This is a genomic window from Streptomyces pilosus (assembly GCF_014649835.1).
GTDB classification, from domain to species: domain Bacteria; phylum Actinomycetota; class Actinomycetes; order Streptomycetales; family Streptomycetaceae; genus Streptomyces; species Streptomyces pilosus.
This window is the reverse complement of the sequence record NZ_BMTU01000002.1, coordinates 23,246-42,644: the sequence shown is the minus strand read 5'-3', so window position 1 is coordinate 42,644 and position 19,399 is coordinate 23,246. Positions and strand designations below refer to the sequence as shown.

Genomic DNA, 19,399 nt, shown 5'->3' with positions numbered 1-19,399 from the left:
CGCGTTGCTCAGGCCGTGGTGGTGCCCAGCAGCCCGGCCGCGGTGGCCCGCAGGGCCTTCCGGTCGGTCTTGCGGTTGGGGTTGAGGGGAAACTCGGGTACGTGCTGGAAGCGGCGCGGGATCATGCGTTCCGGGAGGTGGTCGCGCAGTCCGCGGACGAGCAGGGACGGGGAGAGCCGTTCACCGGTGTAGAAGGCGACCAGCACGTTCTGCCCGTCCGGTGCGGGCACCGCGACGGTGACCGCGTCCTGCACGCCGGTCACTTCCCTCAGCCGCTGGTCGATCTCGGCGGGCTCGACCCGCCAGCCCTGCACCTGGACCTGTGCGTCGAGGCGGTCCACGTAGGCCAGCACCTCGCCGCGGATCCGGCGCACCCTGTCGCCCGTGCGGTACCAGCGGCGGCCGTCGTGCTCCAGGAAGCGGCCCTCCTCGTCCGCCGGGTCCAGGTAGCCGGGAGTCATCTGCGGTCCGGTCACGACGAGTTCCCCCTCGTCGGGCGTGGGCTCGCCGTCCTCGCCGAGCAGCAGCCAGTCGTGCCCCTTGTGCACGGTGCCGATGGGCACCAGGCCGCCGGCGTCGCGGTCCTGCGGGGACCAGCGGTGGCCGGTGACGGTGACGGTCAGTTCCGTGGGCCCGTAGAGGTTCTCCACGTGGGAGTGGGGGGCCGCCCGGTGCCAGTCGCCGGCGTCCCGGCAGGTCAGTGCCTCGCCGGCGAAGAAACTCCAGCGCAGGCCGGACAGGGCCCCCTCCCCCAGACCTCCGGTGCGGCGCGCCAGGGCGACGGCGCTGGGTGTGGAGAACCACACGGTGAGTCCGGCCGAGGCGGCGAAGGCGGGCAGGTCGCGGTAGGCGGCCGCGGGGATCTGCTGGATCGCGGCTCCCGCGCCCCACGCGCAGAACAGGTCGAACAGGGAGCAGTCGAAGTTGAGGTCGAACGTCTGGGAGAAGACGTCGTCGGGGGTGAAGGGATAGCGGGTGCCCAGCACCTGGAAGTAGTGGTCGGTGGCGCCGTGCGTGACGCGTACGCCCTTGGGCCGGCCGGTGGACCCGGAGGTGAACAGGATGTAGGCGGTGTCCTCGGGCCGGACCGGGCGGGGCGCGGTGAGCGCGTGCGCGGCACCGGCCCGGAGGGTACCGTCCCCGGCGGTCAGGACCGGCGGGGTGCGGCCGCCCGGTTCGACGGCCTCGGCGAGCAGGGCCCGGCCGGCCGCGTCGGCCACGACTGCGGACACCTCGGCCGCGTCCAGCATCTGCCGGATGCGGGAGGCGGGGAATCCGGTGCTCATCGGCACCACGGTCATGCCGGCGCAGAGTCCCGCGAGCACGCCGGTGTACGCGTCCGGTCCCTTGTCGGCCAGGACGGCGACCGCGCCGGGCCCGCCCCGGCCGTCGCCGTCGGCCGCGCGCAGCAGGGCACCGGCCCAGGTGAGGGCGCGCTCGTGCAGCTGCCGGTAGGTCAGTTCCCAGCCCGGTCCGCGGGCCGCGACCCGTTCGGGGGCCAGGGCGAGTCCGCTCAGGAACCGCGCGTGCAGGGCGCCGCCGTACTCCTCGGACATGGATGCTCCTTGGGCGGTTGGTCACGCATCGGCGTGGGGCCGGCTGCGCGGCTGGAGGGCCAGGCGCGGATTGACGCGCACCACGTCGAAGTTGTCGGTGGTGCAGGCGACCCGGCCGAACAGGTTGTCGGGTCCGGCGACGTGCACCGTCGCCACGTCCTTCAGGCGCAGGGCCGCCACCACGTCCGGCCAGCGCATGGGCCGGACGATGCCGTCCAGCAGCAGGGTGCGGATCTGGTCGCCCTCGGTCAGCAGGGAGCCGTCGTGGTCGGACACGACGGGCATCCGGGGGTCGGCGAAGGGCAGCTTGCCCAGCACCTCGTCCTCGGCGCGGCGGCGCAGGCCGGCGAAGAGCGCCGAGTGCAGCGGCGGGCGCATGGTGTAGAGGGACAGCCCGCCGAGGGAGCGGACCTGCTTCTTGAACCACTCGAGGCTGTCCTCGCGCAGCGAGACCATGAACAGGTCGTGATCCACGTAGCAGGAGATCTCGTACCACTCCTCGCGCGCGTCGAGTTCGGCGAGCACCTCGCGGAGCTTCGGCTCGGGCGTGCGGACGAAGGAGTGGGTGACCACGTCCGTGTGGTGCTCGGCGAAGTAGGCGTCCTGGCAGGCGGCCAGCCGGGTGGTCATCAGCACCGCGTCCGAGAAGGGCAGACAGCCGGTGTAGGCGGCTGCGGCCTTTCCGCCGAAACTGGGTCCGGCGCACAGCTCGGGGGTGATGCCGAGTTCCGTCTCGGCCCATTCCGCCAGTGCCAGGGAGTTGACCAGGAAGGCGACCTGGGCGGCTTCGCTGTAGTCGTGCTCGGACTTCCGGTAGGCGTCGACCAGTGAATAGCCGAGAACCTCTTCCGCGATGGCGATCAACCGCCGCGCCTGCGGGTTGGCCACCATGAACCGGCCCACGTCCGCGAAGGACATCGCCCCCATGCCGGGGAAGACGATCGCGGAGCGGGACGACGATTCCGTGCTCGAATCCATGTGCATGGGGACCGCCTTTCGTTCATGCCGCAGGGGTCAAAAGTAGGCAACACCGATGGCCGGAAAAACCCCTACGGGCCCTTGGTGAACCCTAGGGGCGGGCCCCGGACGCTAGGGGTTGGGCGGTCCGGGAGGCCGGAATACGGTAACTGCGCACATGAGGGAAGCCGTGTGGTGCGTTCCCCGCTGATCGGAGATGGCAAAGAGCCCGGCACCGAACCGGGGCTCGTCGCACGCGGCATTCCGTTCACCAGGGAGATGTCACATGCGTGTTCTCGTCACGACACTTGCGCTCGATTCGCACTTCTACAACACGGTGCCGATCGCCTGGGCGCTGCGCAGCGCCGGACACGAGGTCCGGGTGGCCAGCCAGCCCGACCTCGTGCCCGCCATCACCCGGGCCGGCCTGACGGCCGTTCCGGTGGGCAAGGAACTGAACCTGATGGAACAGTCCCAGCAGGCACCGGAGTCGGCGGAGGCCGGCTACGGCAGCGGCTACAACATCGCCGAGACCGACCCCGCCAAGCTGACCTGGGAGTACGTCCGGGACACGCTGGCCGCCTACGCGCACATCGCGGAGCTGTCCACCAACACCGACATGCTCGCCGACCTGACCCGGTTCGCCCGCGCCTGGCAGCCGGACCTGGTGCTGTGGGACGCGATGAGCTACGTCGGCCCGGCCGCCGCCCGGGCCTGCGGCGCCGCGCACGCGCGGCTGCTGTTCGGTACCGACCACTGGGCCCGGATGCGGGAGCTGTTCCTGCGTCTGGCCGCGGAGCAGCCCGAGGAGGCACGGGTGGACGTGCTGCGGGACTGGATCACCGGCCGGCTGGCCGGACTCGGCTGCCCGCCGGAGGGCGAGGGGAAGTTCGACGAGGAGCTGGTGGTCGGTCAGCGCACCATCGACCCGCTGCCGTCGTTCCTGCGCGTGGACGCCGCGGTGAACCGCGTCCCGGTGCGTCCGGTCCCGTACAACGGGCCGTCGGTGGTGCCGGACTGGGTGACGCACGAGCGGCCCGAGCGGCCGCGGGTGGTGCTCACGCTGGGGCTGACCCTGCCCGAGGCGTACAACGACGGCTTCCCGATCAGCGACCTGCTGGCGGCGGCCGCGGAGATGGACGTGGAGCTGATCGCCACGGTCGGCCCCAAGGTGGTCGAGTCGCTGTCGGGGACCGCTCTGCCGGACAACGTGCGGCTGGTGGACTTCGTGCCGCTGAACGAGCTGCTGCCGACCTGCTCGGCCATCATCCACCACGGCGGCATGGGCACCCTGCAGAACAGCCTGCGGCACGGTGTGCCGCAGGTGATCGTGCCGGGCTGGCTGTGGGACGAGCGGGCCACCGCGCTGGCGGTGCAGGCGCAGGGGGCGGGGCTGATGATCGAGCCCCGGGAGTTCCGGGCCGAGACCCTGCAGGCCGCGGTGGAACGGGTGCTCAGCGAGCCGTCCTTCACCGACAGCGCCGAGCGGCTGGCCAAGGAACTGCTGTCGGCGCCGGCGCCGCGGGACATCGTGCCCGAGCTGGAACGGCTGGCGGCCGAGCGGGCATGAAGGGCATCCTGCTGGCGGGCGGACACGGCTCCCGGCTGCACCCCCTGACGCTCGCGGTGTCCAAGCAGCTGCTGCCGGTGAACGACAAGCCGATGATCTACTACCCGCTGTCGGTGCTGATGCTGGCCGGCATCCGGGAGATCACGATCATCTCCACGCCCCACGACCTGCCGCAGATCCGGCGGCTGCTGGGCGACGGGGCGTCGCTGGGGCTCCGGCTCGACTACGTGGAGCAGCCGGTGCCCGGTGGCCTGGCCGAGGCGTTCATCCTGGCCGCCGACAACATCGGCGACGATCCGGTGGCGCTGGTGCTCGGGGACAACGTCTTCCACGGCCACAACTTCTACGAGATCCTCCAGAGTGCCGCGCACGACGTCGACGGATGCGTGCTGTTCGGGTATCCGGTCGAGGACCCGGAGCGGTACGGGGTCGGGGTCACGGACGCGGAGGGGCGGCTGGTCTCCATCGAGGAGAAGCCGGCCCGGCCGAGCTCCAACCGGGCCATCGTGGGGCTGTACTTCTACGACAACGACGTGATCGACATCGCCAAGAACCTGCGGCCCTCGCCGCGCGGCGAACTCGAGATCACCGATGTGAACCAGCACTACCTGCGGCGCGGGAAGGCCAGGCTGATCGACCTGGGCCGGGGCTTCGCCTGGCTGGACGCCGGCACTCCGTCGTCCCTGCTGGCCGCCGGCCAGTACGTGTCGGTGCTGGAGCAGCGCCAGGGTGTGCGCATCGCCTGCGTGGAGGAGGTGGCGCTGCGCATGGGTTTCATCGACGCGGAGGCGTGCGAGAGGCTCGGCGCGCGCCTGCCGGCCTCCTCCTACGGCGCGTACGTCCGGTCCATCGCGGCCGAGCTGGCGTAGCCGTACGCCCCGGTCGGGGCAGCGCGCACCGCCCGGCGCACGGGCGGTGCGCGCGCGGTAAGCGCGCGGTGCGCGGGCGGTAAGCGGGGCCCGACAGGCTGGAAGCATGCAAACTCCAGTCAACGGACGCCTGCACAAGGGACTCGTCCTGGCCATCGCCTGCGCGGCCGTGGTCCTGCTGACGGTGGACCTGACCGTCCTGCACCTCGCCATTCCGAAGCTGATCAGTGATCTCGACCCCTCGGCCACCCAGATCCTGTGGATCGCGGACATCTACGGGTTCGTCCTGGCGGGTCTGCTCATCACGATGGGTTCGGTCGGTGACCGTATCGGCCGCAAGAAGCTGCTGCTGATCGGTACGGTCGGATTCGCCGGGGCCTCGTTGCTGACCGCGTACGCGCCCAACGCCGAGATCCTCATCGTGGCGCGGGTACTGCTGGGAGCGGCAGGCGCGACGATCATGCCGTCCACGCTGTCCATCCTGCGCAACGTGTTCACCGATCCCAAGGAACGCACCGCGGCCATCGGCCTGTGGAGCGGTATGTCGGCCTCGGGTTTCGTCCTCGGGCCGATCATCGGCGGGGCGCTGCTGAACAACTTCTGGTGGGGCTCCGTCTTCCTGATCAACATCCCGATCCTGCTGGTGCTGTTCATCGCCGCTCTGCTGGTGCTGCCGGAGTCCCGCAACCCGCGTCCGGGCCGGCTGGACTGGCCGAGTGTGGTGCTGTCGACCGGCGGCGTCATCGGCCTGGTGTACGCGGTGAAGGAGGCCGCGCACGGCGGCGTGGACCAGCCGAAGGTGTGGGCGACCGCCCTGGTCGGCGGTGCGGCACTGGCGGTGTTCGTGATGCGGCAGACGAAGCTGACGCATCCGCTGATCGACGTCCGGCTGTTCCGCAGGGCCGCGTTCAGCGGCGCGGTCTGCGCCAACCTCTTCGCGATGTTCGCGATGGTGGCGCAGTCGCTGATCTTCTCCCAGTACTTCCAGCTCGTCCTCGGCTGGTCGCCGCTGAAGGCGGGCCTCGCGGGTCTGCCCGGTGCGGCGGCCTCGGCGGTGGGTGGTGGTGCGCTGGCGGCACCGCTGATCACGGCGATCGGCCGGGGCAGGACCGTGGGGCTGGGACTCGGCCTGGGCGCGGTCGGCCTGGCGCTCTACACGACGGCGGGCATGGAGTCCAACTACATGATGCTGGTCGTGGCGATGGTGCCGGTCGGCGTGGGCTTCGGCATGGCGTTCGCGGTCACCGGTGACACGGTGCTGGCCACCGTGCCCAAGGAACGGGCCGGTTCCGGCGCGGCGATCTCTGAGACGGCGATGGAGGTGGGTGGTGCGCTGGGCATCGCGGTGCTCGGCAGCGCGCTGAACTCCGCCTACACCTCGGGCCTCGACGTGCCCGAAGGGGTGCCCGCCTCGGCCGTGCCGGCGATCGAGGACTCCATCGCCGCCGCGATGCAGGTGGCGGCCTCCCTCCCGGCGGACCTCGCCGCTCAGGTCGTCGAGGCCTCACGGCACGCGTTCGTGGACGCCTTCCACCTGTCCGCGCTGGTCGCGGCGGGCGTGATGGCGCTGGTCGCCGTGGCCTCGCTGGTGTCCCTGCGCAACGTCCCGAAGGTCATCGAGGAGGAGGAGCCGGGCGACGAGCCCGCCGAGCCGCTTCCCACGACCCGCTGAACCTCCGGCTCCGGCGCTCCCCCGGGGCGTCGGACGCGGTGCCCGTGCCTTCCCATCATCCCTGTCACATGGGAAGCCGGCCCGCACCGGGTGCCGCCGTCGCGGCCATCCCCCGTTCCGTCGGCGGCGGCACCCGATCCTCTCGTCCGGGCCACTCCCCGTGGCCCGGACGTCGCGTTTCCCGGACCGGGCCGGCGGTGCCGCGGGCACCGGACGCCCCGCCCCGGGTACCGGGCGTCGGGCGTCGGGCGTCGGGCGTCGGGCGTCGGGGAACCGTCAGGCGCGGCCGAGGAAGGCGAGGGCCTCCTCGCCGGTCATGGCCCGGCCCCGCCGGTACGCCGCCTCGTAGGCGTCCGGGGGCAGCAGTTCCCGCGCCCGGGCCACGGTCCGTGCCACGTCCGGGTCCTGGTCCAGCGGGATGCCGCGCAGGCCCGCGCCCAGCCCCAGCAGCAGGACGGCCCCCTCCGCGTCGCCCTCCAGCAGCACCACGCCCGCCAGTGCCTCCACCGCTCCGGCCGCGCCCGCGAGGTTGCGGCTGCCGATCATCACGTTCAGTGCCCGCTGGTGCCACTCCCGGGCGCGGGCGGTGTCGTCCTCGGCCTCGGCGATCCGGCCGAGCGCCACGAACACGCGGGCCCGCAGCTCCTCCACGGCGAACCAGCCGGTGGCACAGCCCGCGAGGGCCGCCTCCACCAGCCGGCGGGCCTCGGTGAGGTCACCGCTGAGCCGGGCGATCTCCCCCAGCCCCCACTCCACGGCGGCCGGCAGGGTCGGCGCGCCGGCCTCACGGGCGGTGCGCGCCGCCCGTTCGTAGGCGGTGCGGGCGGCGGCGAAGTCCCCGGCCCGGACCAGGCCGTCGGCCTTGCGGCAGAGCAGGTCGGCCAGGTCCTCGACCGCGCCGAGCTGTCCGGCCGACTCCAGCGCCTCGTCGTACAGGGCCATGGAACGCCGGCCCTCTCCGCGCCATCCGGCCAGCATGGCGAGCTCGGCGAGGCACAGCGCCGTGCCCCAGCGGTCCCCGGTGGACCGGAACCCGGCCAGGGAGTCCTCGAACTGGCGTGCCGCCTCGTCCACTTCGCCGCCGAACAGCGCCATGTGTCCCCGGCCGAGCCGGGTCAGCGCGTCGGACCACGGGTCGGGCCGCCGGGTGCCGCCGTCGACGGCGGAGGGGCGCGGGGTGCCGGTGCCCATGCCCCACAGGACCGTCAGGAAGGGGTACCGGGGCGGCCAGGCCAGGTCCGCCATGATCTCCTCGGCCGGCTGCCAGTACGGCCGGAGGGTGAAGCCGTCGCCGACGGCGTCGTCGCCGCCGGCCGCCGCGTTGAGGACGCACAGCACGTACTCCTCCTCCAGGCCCTCCGGCGGCGCGGTGCCGACCTTGCGCAGCAACTCGGCCGCCGCCACGGCGCCGTGGCCCCGCAGGCCGCGCAGCCACCAGTAGCCGGTCAGGGCCGCGATGAGGCGGAACGCGGTCTCCTGGTCGGCGCGGACCGCCCGGTGCAGGGCGGCCTGGAGGTTGGCGTGCTCGGCGGCCAGCCGTGCCAGCCAGTCCAGCTGGCCGGCGCTGCGCAGGTACGGCTCCGCCGTGCGGGCCAGGTCCAAGAAGTACTCCGTGTACCGGCCCTGGACCTCTTCCTCCTCACCGGCCTCGGCCAGTCGTTCGGCGCAGAACGCGCGGACGGTGCCCAGCATCCGGTAGCGGCCGCCGTCGCCCTCGATCAGGGACTTGTCGGCTAGCCCGGTCAGCCGCTCCACCGCCTCGGCGTCGGAGAGTTCGCAGACCCGGCCGACCGCGCCGAGCGTGAAGCCGCCGGCGAAGACGGTGAGCCGGCGGGCGAGCCGCTGTTCCTCCTCCTCCAGCAGGTCCCAGCTCCAGCCGACCACCGCGCGCAGCGTCTGGTGGCGCGGCGAGGCGGTCCTGCTGCCCTGGCTGAGCAGCCGGAACCGGTCGTCGAGCCGGGCGGCGACCTCGTCCACGGGCAGGGAACGCAGCCGCGCGGCAGCGAGTTCGATGGCCAGGGGCAGGCCGTCCAGCGCGCGGCAGACCCGCACCACGGCGGCCACGGTGGCGGGGTCGACGGTGAAGTCGGGCCTCACGGCCGTGGCGCGGTCGGCGAAGAGCCGCACCGCCGGGTACTCCAGCGCCTGGGCCGCGCTGACCCCCTCCGGCGGGGCGGCCAGCGGCGGCACGGGGCACAGGACCTCCCCGGTGATGCCCAGCGCCTCACGGCTGGTGGCCAGGACCCTGATCCGGGGGCAGGAGGTGAGCAGGCGGAACACGAGGCGGGCGACCTCCTCCACCATGTGCTCGCAGTTGTCCAGGACCAGCAGGATCTCGGTGTCGGACAGGGCGGCGACCAGCCGTTCCACGGTGTCCGGGGGCTGGCTCTGGCGGGCACCGGCGTTGAGTACGCCCTCGCGGACCCCGAACGCGTCGAGTACCTGACGGGGAAGGTCTCCCCCGTCCCGCAGGCCGCCGAGGTCCACGAAGGCGACACCGCCGGGGTCACGGCCGGCGGCCTCGATGGCGAGGCGCGTCTTCCCGGAACCGCCGGAGCCGACGACCGTGACCAGGCGGGCGCCGCCACCGCGGTCCAGCGGGCCGAGGAGCCGGGAGACCCGTTCCAGTTCGTCGCGTCGGCCGACGAAGGAGGTGAGCTGGGCGGGCGGGCCGGTCCGCTCGACGGTGGCGGGCTCCGACGGCGCGGACGCGGCGGCCGTGGTGGTCAGGGACAGGTCGCCGCGGAGTACGGCCAGGTGGACGGCGGCGAGCTCGTCGGAGGGGTCGTTGCCCAGTTCCTCGGCGAGGGTGCGGCGGGCGTCCTCGTAGGCGGCGAGGGCGTCGGCGCGGCGTCCGCAGCCGTACAGCGCCCGCATCAGCTGGCCGCGGGGCCGTTCGCGCAGCGGGTGGGCGGCGACGAGCTGCTGGAGTTCGGCGACGAGTTCCCGGTGGCCGCCGAGAGCGAGTTCGGCTTCGGCGCGGTCCTCGGCGACCGCCAGCCGGAGCTCCTCCAGGCGGTGAGCGCGGGCGCGGGCGGTGACGGCCTCCCCGAGTTCCACGGGGACCGGGCCCTGCCAGAGGTCGAGGGCCTGGCGGAGGGTGGCCGCCGCGGCGGCGTGGTCACCGGCGGCGAGCTGTCGGCGGCCCTCGGCGGCCAGTCGCTCGAAGCGGTGGGCGTCCACGCTGTCGGGGTCGACGGCCAGCCGGTAGCCGAGGGGGTGGGACTCGACCAGTTCGTGCGACGCCGCGCCCCGCAGGTCGCGGCGCAGCCGGGAGACCTGCGACTGGAGGGCGTTGAGGGCGTCACGGGGCGGGTTGTCGCCGTAGAGGCCCTCGATGAGGGAGTCGACGGTGACGGGCCGGCCGGCCTCCAGGGCGAGGAGGACCAGCAGGGACCGGGCGCGCGGGCCGCGGACGGCCACCGAGCTTCCGTCGTCGCGCCGCACCACGAACTCGCCCAGGACCCCGAACCACATGGCGTCAATTATGGCTTACCCGGGGGCTGTTTCCATCCCCGGTGATCTCCCTCGGCCGCGGTGCCCCGCCTGCCGCGGCGGGGAGCCGGCCGCCGGCGGCGTCGTAGCGGCGCTGCACGTGGTGCAGGTCGGCGAGGAGGTCGGCGGAGCCGATGCGGCGCAGGGGGGCCGGCCGGGAGGCGGAGCGGCCGAGCGGCAGCGCTCCGGTGTGGGCCCAGCGGAGCCGGCCGTCGCCGTCGATGTAGCTGCGGGTGCGACCCCGGTTGTCGGGGTGCAGGCACCAGGGGACGTCGAGGTAGCCGCGCTCGAACGCCTTCGCCAGCGCGACCCCGGGGTCGGGGTGCAGGTCGAGCACCGCCTCGACCAGGGCGGCGGCCTCCTCGTAGGTCTCGCTGTCCGCGGCGGCCGCCTCCTGCCGGGTGGGGGGTGCGGCTCCCTCCGCGGCGCTGTGCGCCGAGCGGGCCGCGGCCTCCAGGGCGGCGACGTTCTCCTCGATGGTGGGGATGCGGCGGGACTCCGCGACCGTCTTGACGATCAGCCGTTCGGCGCCGCTGTGCACGGCCAGCTCGGCGGCGTCGGACAGCAGTCCGTAGGCGCCGTGCTCGGTGACCGGGTACAGCCCCATGTAGGCGTAGACCACCACGTGCCAGGTGGGGGTGGGCAGCAGTTCGGTGCACAGGCGGCGCAGCGCGGCCACCGCCTCCCGGTCCTGTGCCGGGTCGGTCTGCTGGGCGTAGCTGACGGAGACGTCGCGCACGCCGTGCCGGTGGAAGAACAGCGCCTCCAGCACCGACACGGCGACGAGCAGGCTGGGCGGGCACAGCTGGCCGAGCAGGCAGCCGCCGAAGGACTCCAGGTGGGGCTCCCTGCCCAGCTCGCGCAGGGCGGCGAAGCGGCGTACGCCCTCGGCCCAGTTGCGCACCGAGTCCGCGAGCGGGGTGCGGCCGTAGGGCAGGCAGTAGGAGACCGGGCCGCCCTCGCTGGCGTCGAGGCGCTGGTCGATGAGGGTGGCGAAGATGTGCTGCGGGACGGCGGAGCCGTGGCGGACCTGTACCGGGAAGGTGCGGTCGCGGATGCCCGCCAGCATCCGGGCGGTGACGGCCGGGGGGTGGGCGGTGATCGGGTAGCCGTTGAGTTCGCGGCCCTCGGCGAGGGCGTCGGCGAGGGCCTCGCTCTTCCCGAGCCGCGTGTAGCTGTCCAGCGTCACGGTGCCCACGGTGACCGCGCGGGCGGCCTTGGTGGCGGCGAGTCCGGCGCGCATCCGGCCGGGGTCGTCGAAGCCCATGCGGGGCTGGACGACGAGACGCCCGGCTCCGCCCTCCCGCCGTACGAAGGCCCCGAAGTCCCCGGCGTCCGCGGCACCGCCGTCCGGGCGCGCGGGCGGGCCCGGACGGGGCGCGGGCCGGCGGTCGGCGGTCAAGGCGTGCCCGGGGCTCCGGACCGGGCCCCGGTGAGGGCGGGCGCGGGCCGGGCCGAGTCCAGGTAGTGGCGCAGGTCTTCCTCACGGCCGTCGTCGAAGACGGCGTCGAAGCCGGCCTCCAGCAGGTCCGCCGCCTGCCGGCCGCGCTCGGCGGCGGAGGCGGACACGCCGAGTTTCCCGCCGATGACCATCGGCAGGGCGGCGAGTCCGGGGTGGGCGCGCAGGGTGCGGGCCAGGTGCAGCCCGTCGACGTGGCCGTGGCCGTTGACGCTGCTCACCACGACCAGTGCCGGGTCGTGGCGCAGGCACGCGGAGACCAGCTGCGCGACGGGCACGCAGGGGCCGAGGTTGATCACCCGGTGGCCCCTCTCCTCCAGGAGCAGCTGGAGGAAGACGAGGTTCCAGGTGTGGGAGTCGGACTCCACGCCGGTGACGACGACCGTGCTCGCGGTGTCGAGGGGGCGCGGGTCCCCGGTGCCGGGCCGGGTGCCGGAGAGCTGGTTCACGGGGCGGGCTCCTGGGCGGTCGGGCCGGCGGGGACCGGGCCGCCGGCGTCGTCCACGGGCACGCGCCGGTAGTCGATGCGGGTGGCGGAGACGATGCCCCCGCCGCGCAGGGCGACCTCGGCGGGCGCGGGCCGGCCGAGGAACGCCAGCAGACTGGCCGTGGGCCCGTAGGCGCCGGTGTTGGGGACCGTGACCACGTCGTCGGCCCGCAGTGCGGGTCCGGGCAGGTCGCGGCTGAGGACGTCGCCGGGTGTGCACAGCGGGCCGACCAGGCGGGCGGTCACCGCGGGGCCGTCGGCGGGTGCCGTGGTGGCGGCGGGCTCGACGTGGGTGGGCAGCAGCCGGCCCAGGCCGGACATGCCGCCGAACACGTTGATGCCGCCGTCGAGGATCACGTGGGTGCGGCCGCGCCCCGTCTTGACGTTGGTGACACCCAGCAGCAGGGTGCCGGCGCAGGAGGTGAGGTAGCGGCCGGACTCGAAGGCGATCACCGGGCTGCCCGTGCGCCAGCGCGGCAGGGCGGCGTCGAGCATGGCCTCCAGCTCCGCGCGCAGGCCGGGGTAGCTGTCACGGGTGCCGGGCGTGCCGTAGGGCGCGGCGAACCCGCCGCCGAGGTCGAGCAGTTCCAGCGGCAGTCCGAGGTCGTCCGCGAGGCGGACGGCCGCGGTCACGGTGTGCCGGAACTCGCCGACCAGGTTCGCCTCGTCCTTGGCGTTGCTGAGCGGGAAGAAGTGCAGTCCGGTCAGCCGGACGCCCTCGACGCGGCGCAGCTCGGGCAGGGCGGCGGGCAGGTCCTCGGCGTCGAAGCCGAACTGGCTGGGCCGCCCGGTCATGCGGATGCCGGTGGTGGCGCCGCCGGTGTCGGTGTTGACGGCGTTGACCCGCAGGACGCATCCGGCGGTGACGCCGCGTTCGGCGGCGGCGCGGCCGACCCGGCGTACGTCGCTGACCGAGTCGGTGGAGAAGGTGCGCACTCCGAGGTCGAGGGCGTGGCCGATCTCGGTGGTGGTCTTGCCGGGTCCCGTGTAGAGGCAGTGGGCGGGGTCGAAGCCGGCTTCCAGGGCGGCGTGGAGTTCGCCGGTGGAGCTGATCTCGGCGCGGCACCTGCCGTCGTCGCCGCGCAGGGTGCGGGCCACGTCGGGGTGCGGGTTGGCCTTGAGCGCGTAGTACAGGACGGCGGCGTCGGGCAGGGCCGCCAGCAGTTCGGTGCGGGCCGCGGTGACCTCGTCGAGGTCGTACACGTAGAGCGGCGTGCCGAAGCGCTCCACGAGCGCGCCGTGCGGGCTCGGTACGGTGCCGGTCACCGGTTCCCCTCCCGGACGAGCGCGGCCAGTTCGTGCCGGGCGTTCTTGCCGTGGCCGGTGAGCGGCATGGCGGCGACCACCCTGCAGACGGCGGGGACCTTGGCGGGCTCCAGCCGGCCGGCCAGGGCGCGCAGGACGGCGGGCCCCTCCAGGTCGTCGGCCTCCACCACGAGGGCCAGGTCGGCGCCGCCGGCGGGCGGTACGACGGCCGCGGCCCGCACGCCGGGGACGTCCATGGCGGCGGCCTCGATCTCGACGGTGCTCATGCGGATGCCCTTGCGTTTGAACATGTCGTCGCGCCGGCCCTCGAAGTAGAGGTAGCCGTCCTCGTCCCGGCTGCCGTAGTCGCCGGTGTGCAGCCGCGGTTCGCCGGTTGCCGGGTCCCGGCGGAAGGAGCGGGCGGTCTGCTCGGGGTCGCGCCAGTAGCCCGGCATCACGTGCGGTCCGGTGACCACGATCTCGCCGACGCCGCCGGGAGGCAGTTCGCGGCCGTCCTCGTCGAGGATCAGGACCCTGGTGCCGGGCAGCGGCAGCCCGACCGACTCCGGCCTGCTCTCGTCCAGCGAGGGGGGCATGACGGAGACCCGCTTGCACTCGGTCTGGCCGAACTGGCGGACCACCCGGACGCCGGGGAAGAGGTCCCGCAGGGCCCGGATGGTGGGGGCCGGCAGGGCGGCTCCGGTGTTGGTGAACATCCGCACCGGCGGCAGCGCGTCCGGGGCGCGCCGGGCCAGGGCCACGATCATCTGGGCCAGGGACGGGACGATCGGGACCACCGTGGCGCCGGTCTGCCGCATGCGGTTGAGCAGCGTCAGGTCCGACTCCTCGTCGGCGAGCACGAGTTCGCCGCGGCCCAGGCAGGTCAGCAGCACCTTGTACAGGCCGTAGTCCCAGGACAGGGGGAAGCGGCAGAAGACCACGTCGTCGGCGCGGTAGCCGAGCGCGTCCACGATGGCCCGGGAGGCGAAGGTGACTTGGGCGTGCGGGCAGATCACGGCCTTGGGCGCGGCGGTCGACCCGGAGGTGTAGATCAGCACGGCGATGTCGTCGGGGCGGACGGTGACCGGCGGGGCGGTCACCTCCCGTTCGGCGAGGTCGGTCACGGCGGGCCAGATCTCGGCGAGGTCGTGGACCGGGGCGGGGGAAACCTCCCGCAGCCGCGGTGTGGTCGGGCCCGACCCGATCACCAGGGCCGGCTCGGCGTTGCCCAGCACGGACTGGAGGTGGAAGGGCTTCATGCCGGGGTTGAGCGGCACGAAGACGACTCCGCGGGAGACCGCGCCGTAGAACATGGCGACCAGGTCGCGGCGGCTGGGGGCCTGCACGACCAGGCGGTCGCCGTGCCGCAGCCCCCGCGCGTCGAGCCAGGCGCCGAACGCGCGGCTCGTCCGCTCCAGTTCGCGGTAGGTCCAGCCGCCCGCCGCGTCGCGGACGGCGGTGCCGTCGGGGACGGCACGCGCGGCCTCGTCCAGCAACTCATGCACCAGAGACGGCCCCGCCGCGGGGGAATCCGGGGCGGTCTCTGAAACCGCGAGTTCCGTCATGGTCTCTCCGCTTCGCATCCGCGCGTATTCGCACCGCACTGTTTCCGCTTCGTCGGAACAGTAAGGAGGCCAGGGCGGCCGAAACACCCCTAGCCGACCCCAGAGGGCGGTGATAAGGGTTGTCACCGCGGGCGTTCGGGACTGCTATGAGAGCAAGCCATTTCTCGGATGCGGAGACACCATGTGGGACGAGAAGTTCGAAGCGATCGTGCGCCGTCATCTGCCGTTCCTGGGCGATGACGAGGAGCTGACCGCGAACACCGCGCTGCGGGAGCTGGGCCTGGACTCGCTGGCCACGGTGGAGTTGCTGAGTGACCTGGAAGGCGCCTACGGCCTGCGGTTCGTCGACGAGGCGCTGACCCTGGCGACGTTCGCCACGCCCGAGCGGCTGTGGCTGACCCTCCACGAGCTCGACGCGTCGGCCGCCTGAGGCGGGACACGGACGGGGACCGGGCCGCACCCCCGCGGGGGTGCGGCCCGGTCCCCGTCCGTGTCCCGGCCGTTCGCCGGCGGTGCGCCGGGCCGGTTATTCCGAGACGCTCTTCAGGAAATCCCCGAGCACCGTCCGGAAACGTTCCGGTTCCTCCAGGTGCGGTTGGTGGCTGGATTCCTCGAACAATTCCCATCGGACATCAGGAATGTGCTCGGCGTAGGGCCTGACCGTCACCGGTGTGGCCTCGTCGTGGCGACCCGAGATGAGCAGGGTGGGGACTTCGATGGCGGAGCAGTATTCCACCACCGACCAGTCCTTGAGGGTCCCGATCACATGGAACTCGTTGGGGCCGTTCATGGTGTGGTAGACGGTGGGATCGTTGGCGATCTCGTAGAACGAGGCCATGAACTCACGCGGCCACGGCCGCAGCCGGCACACATGGCGGGCGTAGAAGACCTTGACGGCCTCCCGGTACTCCTCGCTGTCGGTGGTGCCGGCCTCCTCGTGGCGCCGCAGGGTGTCGTCGGTGCCCGGCGGGAGCTGGGCCCGCAGCACCTTCATCTCCTGCAGCCACAACGGGTAGGAGGCCGGGGAGTTGGCGATGACCAGGCCGCGCAGCCCCGCGGGGCGTTCCGCGGCGTGGCGGGCGGCCAGCAGCCCGCCCCAGGAGTGGCCGAAGAGCACGTAGTCGTCGGCGATGCCCAGGCCCTTCAGGAGGTTGTCGAGCTCGTCCTGGAAGAGCCGTACGGTCCAGAAGTCGGCGCCCTTCTCCGGCAGGTGGGTGGAGCCGCCGTTGCCGAGCTGGTCGTAGTGGACGACCGGCCAGCCGTCCTCGGCCAGTTCGGCGATCCGCAGCAGGTAGTCGTGGGTGGATCCGGGACCGCCGTGGACGACCACCAGGGCCGGGCGGCCGCTGCCCGGGTCGCCGGTGACCCGGTACCAGGTGTGCCACTCGCCGAAGGACAGCTGCCCCTTGGCGCTGGGTGCGGCGAGGCCGGGAGCGGTTGCCATGGTCGATCACCTCTGCAGTGGTGGCTTGGCCGGGCGGGCGTCGGACCGCGCGGCCGACGGCGGCGGCCCTCACCGGGCATGGGGGACGCTACGCACGGTGCCGGACGGCGGCCAACCCCTAACCGGCGCTCCGGCCCCCTACCCCGGCGGGCCGGGCCCCGGCGTGTGCGGTCAGCCGCTCGGCGTGCAGTGCTCGGGCACTCCCGCGCCGACTCCGGATCCGGTGGCCAGGCAGGCACGCAGTTCCGCGCGGCCGGACAGGCGGAGCTTGCGGTAGACGCGGGTGAGGTGCTGCTCCACGGTGCTGACGGTGATGAACAGTTTCGCGGAGATCTCCCGGTTGGTCTCACCGGCCGCGGCCAGTTCCGCCACGCGCAGCTCGGCCTCGCTGAGCATGGCGGTGTTCAGCCGCTGGTCGGGGACGACCGCCGCCTCCTCGCCGGTGGTGACGGCGCTCTCCGGCAGGAGTGTCCGGGCCAGGCGCTCGGCACCGCAGCGCACCGCGCTGTGCCAGGCCTGCTGGCCGGTGACGCGCGCCCTCGCGGTGTCGTCGGCCTCCTGGTGCGCCCGGCTGAGGTCGGTCAGTACCAGGAAGTGCTGGTACCGGTCGCGCCCGCCGGCGACCAGCTCGGCCGCGTCGGTGAGCACGTCGCGGCGGCGGCTGCGGTCCACCAGCCGCGCGTACACGCGCAGGTGCGCGCCGCGCTGCTGCGCGTGGCGGCCGCGGGCCTGGTTCAGCTCGCTCTCGGTGAGCCGGCGGGCCTCGCCCCGGTCGCCGAGGGCCAGGGCCGCCTCGGCCTGGCCCAGCCGCCAGGGGGCGAGGACGGGTGGAGCGAGGCCCCAGGAGCGCACGCGTTCCTCGCAGGAGCGGAAGTCCCGCTGGGCGGCCGTGTACTGGCCGACGGCCAGGTGGTGGCGGCCCCGGGCGTGGAGGTACTGGAGGCCGTACAGCGTCTGGTACATCTCCGGGTGCACGCTCCACGACAGGTGCTCCGCGGCGCGCTCGGTGTTGCCCCGTGCGGTGTGCACGGCGACCAGGACGCTCAGGGGCAGTCCGAGAGCGACTCCCCAGGCGCGCGGGGCCATGTGCGCGAGGGCCCGTTCGGCGAGTTGCTGGGCCGCCGGCAGATCACCGCGCCGACGGGCGATCTCGGCGCAGACGGCCTGGTGCAGGCCACGGGACAGCGGGGTGGTGAGCCACTCGGTGTCCTGGACGACCCGGGCGGCCCAGCGTTCGGCCGGACCCAGCTCGCCCGCGTAGAGCAGGGACTGGAGAACGGGGCCCGCGGTGTCCCCGGTCAGCCGCCGGTCGTCCAGCACCTCCTGGGCGGTGGCGCCGACGTTGGCGTGGCCCGTCTCGCACAGGGCCAGGGACAGGGAGGTGAGCGGGCGCAGCGCGGCGGAGGAGGTCTCCAGGAGGCGGTCCAGCAGGTGCCCGTCGGCCCGGCGGATCCGGTGCAGCAAGCCCGGGTGGCTGAGCCGGGCCCAGTCGAGGAAGTTCTGGATGTCGGTGCGCAGCGGGCCGTCGACGCACCGTTCGGCCACGTCCAGCAGCATGGTCACCGCGTCCTCGACGTGGCCGTGCCACAGGAAGATCGTGAGCAGGGTGAGCGTCTCGCTGTCCGGGACGTGGCCCTTCTGCTGGAGCTCGAAGCACTCCTGGAAGTACTTGGTGACCCGGGCGGGGTTCTGCCGCCATCCGACGCGGAGGAACTCGCTGACGACGAGGCCTCTCTCCTCGTCGGTGAGGGCGCCGCGCAGCGCCAGCCGGAGGCACTTGAGGGCGAAGTCCCAGTCGTTGCGGCCGGCTGCCTCGCGGGCCGACTCGCGCAGCACGGCGATGGTCCAGGACTCGGCAACGATGTCGGCCGCGATCAGGTGCCGGGCCACCCGCAGGGAGCTGTGTCCGTCCGCCTCCAGCAGGGCGGCCGCCGCGTGGTGCAGCTCCCGGAGTTCGTGGAACTCCGGGTCCGTGAGGACGACTTGGGCGACTCCCGGGTGACGGAAGCGGAATCCGCTGAGTACGCCGGCCGCCTCCAGGTCCTGGAGGTGCCGGGTGACGTCCTCGGATGTGCTCCGCAGCAGCTGGCACAGCAGGTCGAGACCGGCGGCGGGGCCCAGGAGGGCGATGCCGCGGGCCACGGCCATGGCCTGCGGGCCACTGCGGTGCAGGGAGGTGAAGACGGCCAGCGCCGAGACCTGGCCGGGTGCGAGGACGCCGCCTCTGCCGGTCTCGGAGCCGGTCTCGTCGGTGAACCGGCTGGAGGACCATTCCTGGATGAGGGCTCGCAGCGCCAGCGGATTGCCGCCGCTGTAGCGGTAGTAGTCGGCGGCGGTCCGCTCGGCGACCTCGGGGCCCAGACTTTCCGCCACGACCTCTCCGACCCCGACGCGGGACAACGGGCGCAGACGTACTCGCCGGTAGTGCGGCGCGCGGAGCAACTCCGCGTGGAAGAAGGGCATTTGCTCGTAGGAGCAGTCGGATGCCACGAGTACCATCATGATGCGGGCGGTGCGGCAGATCCGGACCAGGTGGAGGATGCCGTCGAGGGAGTCGGGATCGGCGTGGTGCAGGTCGTCGATCACGATGAGCAGCGGATTCCGGTGGGAGTACCGGGCGATCTCCTCGGCGGCCAGCACCGGGCTCCCCGCGGTGGAGCGGCCGGCGACCGTATACGCGTCGTCGGCGGCGGTTCCGTGCTTTTCACCCGGGAACGCACCGGCACTCCGCCGCGGTTCCCGGTGCAGCATGTCGGTGAGCTGCTCGAATAAATCCCGGCGCCCCTGACCGCCGGGCATATACATGCGCGCCCGCAAAACGGTGAGATCGCCTTCTTCGGCTGTCTCCGCCAGCGCATGGGTCAGTTCGGTTTTTCCTACGGCGGCAGGTCCGGTAATGACGGCAACGCCGCCCCGGCCACTGTGGACGCACCGTATGAGTTCACTCAGTTCGGAAATTATGCGTACACGTTCGACCAACATCTCTCTCCCGTGGTCCCCCTGTTGACCGCGAGTTTCCCCTGTGCATGACACAACTCGCCCCGGCGGTCAAACTACCCGGTCACCCGCACTTCTCGATT

13 protein-coding genes are annotated in these 19,399 nt (G+C 73.2%); 4 read left to right on the top strand and 9 right to left on the bottom strand.

Features of this window, described 5'->3' with window-relative positions; genetic code table 11:
- Nucleotides 1-8: 8 nt before the first annotated feature.
- Nucleotides 9-1,556: an AMP-binding protein gene (locus tag IE118_RS05440; RefSeq protein WP_189556129.1), complete on the bottom strand. Its 1,548-nt coding sequence runs from the start codon at nt 1,554-1,556 to the stop codon at nt 9-11.
- A 21-nt stretch (nt 1,557-1,577) separates the two neighbouring features.
- A complete protein-coding gene (locus IE118_RS05435; RefSeq protein ID WP_189556128.1) occupies nt 1,578-2,540 on the bottom strand; it encodes an ACP S-malonyltransferase in 963 nt (320 codons plus the stop codon).
- A gap of 259 nt (nt 2,541-2,799) precedes the next feature.
- Between IE118_RS05435 and IE118_RS05430 the strand changes: the two genes are divergently transcribed.
- The 3 genes from IE118_RS05430 to IE118_RS05420 all read left to right on the top strand — a co-directional run bounded on the left by IE118_RS05430 (nt 2,800) and on the right by IE118_RS05420 (nt 6,624).
- Nucleotides 2,800-4,083: an activator-dependent family glycosyltransferase gene (locus tag IE118_RS05430; protein WP_189556127.1), complete on the top strand. Its 1,284-nt coding sequence runs from the start codon at nt 2,800-2,802 to the stop codon at nt 4,081-4,083.
- Nucleotides 4,080-4,952 (top strand): glucose-1-phosphate thymidylyltransferase RfbA, encoded by an 873-nt coding sequence (gene rfbA / locus IE118_RS05425; protein ID WP_189556126.1) that lies wholly within the window; start codon nt 4,080-4,082, stop codon nt 4,950-4,952. The genes IE118_RS05430 and rfbA overlap by 4 nt, the downstream gene beginning before the upstream one ends.
- 106 nt (nt 4,953-5,058) lie before the next feature.
- Nucleotides 5,059-6,624 (top strand): MFS transporter, encoded by a 1,566-nt coding sequence (locus tag IE118_RS05420; RefSeq protein ID WP_189556125.1) that lies wholly within the window; start codon nt 5,059-5,061, stop codon nt 6,622-6,624.
- A gap of 276 nt (nt 6,625-6,900) precedes the next feature.
- On the opposite strand, the gene IE118_RS05415 is transcribed toward IE118_RS05420, so the two are convergent.
- The 5 genes from IE118_RS05415 to IE118_RS05395 are packed head-to-tail and all read right to left on the bottom strand — an operon-like array spanning nt 6,901 to nt 14,875.
- Entirely contained in the window at nt 6,901-10,101 is a 3,201-nt protein-coding gene (locus tag IE118_RS05415) for an AfsR/SARP family transcriptional regulator (RefSeq protein WP_189556124.1), read from the bottom strand.
- Nucleotides 10,102-10,105: 4 nt separating this feature from the next.
- Nucleotides 10,106-11,521 (bottom strand): methylaspartate mutase, encoded by a 1,416-nt coding sequence (locus IE118_RS05410; protein ID WP_189556123.1) that lies wholly within the window; start codon nt 11,519-11,521, stop codon nt 10,106-10,108.
- Nucleotides 11,518-12,027: a cobalamin B12-binding domain-containing protein gene (locus IE118_RS05405; RefSeq protein WP_189556122.1), complete on the bottom strand. Its 510-nt coding sequence runs from the start codon at nt 12,025-12,027 to the stop codon at nt 11,518-11,520. The genes IE118_RS05410 and IE118_RS05405 overlap by 4 nt, the downstream gene beginning before the upstream one ends.
- Nucleotides 12,024-13,331: a type III PLP-dependent enzyme domain-containing protein gene (locus IE118_RS05400; RefSeq protein WP_189556121.1), complete on the bottom strand. Its 1,308-nt coding sequence runs from the start codon at nt 13,329-13,331 to the stop codon at nt 12,024-12,026. The genes IE118_RS05405 and IE118_RS05400 overlap by 4 nt, the downstream gene beginning before the upstream one ends.
- On the bottom strand, nt 13,328-14,875 hold the full coding sequence (locus IE118_RS05395) for an AMP-binding protein (protein ID WP_189556120.1): 1,548 nt from the start codon (nt 14,873-14,875) through the stop codon (nt 13,328-13,330). The genes IE118_RS05400 and IE118_RS05395 overlap by 4 nt, the downstream gene beginning before the upstream one ends.
- 181 nt (nt 14,876-15,056) lie before the next feature.
- Between IE118_RS05395 and IE118_RS05390 the strand changes: the two genes are divergently transcribed.
- Nucleotides 15,057-15,305 carry an acyl carrier protein gene (locus tag IE118_RS05390; RefSeq protein ID WP_189556119.1) on the top strand — a complete coding sequence of 83 codons (249 nt, stop codon included), beginning with the start codon at nt 15,057-15,059 and terminating at the stop codon, nt 15,303-15,305.
- A 96-nt stretch (nt 15,306-15,401) separates the two neighbouring features.
- Here IE118_RS05390 and IE118_RS05385 read toward each other — a convergent pair whose 3' ends face one another.
- Both IE118_RS05385 and IE118_RS05380 read right to left on the bottom strand, forming a co-directional pair.
- Nucleotides 15,402-16,319 (bottom strand): proline iminopeptidase-family hydrolase, encoded by a 918-nt coding sequence (locus IE118_RS05385; RefSeq protein WP_189556118.1) that lies wholly within the window; start codon nt 16,317-16,319, stop codon nt 15,402-15,404.
- 171 nt (nt 16,320-16,490) lie between these two features.
- The gene (locus IE118_RS05380) at nt 16,491-19,301 is read right to left on the bottom strand and encodes a helix-turn-helix transcriptional regulator (protein WP_189556117.1); all 2,811 of its coding nucleotides are present in this window, start codon (nt 19,299-19,301) and stop codon (nt 16,491-16,493) included.
- Nucleotides 19,302-19,399 lie beyond the last annotated feature (98 nt).

Coding starts and splice junctions, on each gene's coding strand:
- rfbA (WP_189556126.1), top strand. CDS start 4,080: ATGAAGGGCATCCTGCTGGCGGGCGGACACGGCTCCCGGCTGCACCCC.
- IE118_RS05420 (WP_189556125.1), top strand. CDS start 5,059: ATGCAAACTCCAGTCAACGGACGCCTGCACAAGGGACTCGTCCTGGCC.
- IE118_RS05440 (WP_189556129.1), bottom strand. CDS start 1,556: ATGTCCGAGGAGTACGGCGGCGCCCTGCACGCGCGGTTCCTGAGCGGA.
- IE118_RS05390 (WP_189556119.1), top strand. CDS start 15,057: ATGTGGGACGAGAAGTTCGAAGCGATCGTGCGCCGTCATCTGCCGTTC.
- IE118_RS05385 (WP_189556118.1), bottom strand. CDS start 16,319: ATGGCAACCGCTCCCGGCCTCGCCGCACCCAGCGCCAAGGGGCAGCTG.
- IE118_RS05435 (WP_189556128.1), bottom strand. CDS start 2,540: ATGCACATGGATTCGAGCACGGAATCGTCGTCCCGCTCCGCGATCGTC.
- IE118_RS05380 (WP_189556117.1), bottom strand. CDS start 19,301: ATGTTGGTCGAACGTGTACGCATAATTTCCGAACTGAGTGAACTCATA.
- IE118_RS05395 (WP_189556120.1), bottom strand. CDS start 14,875: ATGACGGAACTCGCGGTTTCAGAGACCGCCCCGGATTCCCCCGCGGCG.
- IE118_RS05415 (WP_189556124.1), bottom strand. CDS start 10,101: ATGTGGTTCGGGGTCCTGGGCGAGTTCGTGGTGCGGCGCGACGACGGA.
- IE118_RS05430 (WP_189556127.1), top strand. CDS start 2,800: ATGCGTGTTCTCGTCACGACACTTGCGCTCGATTCGCACTTCTACAAC.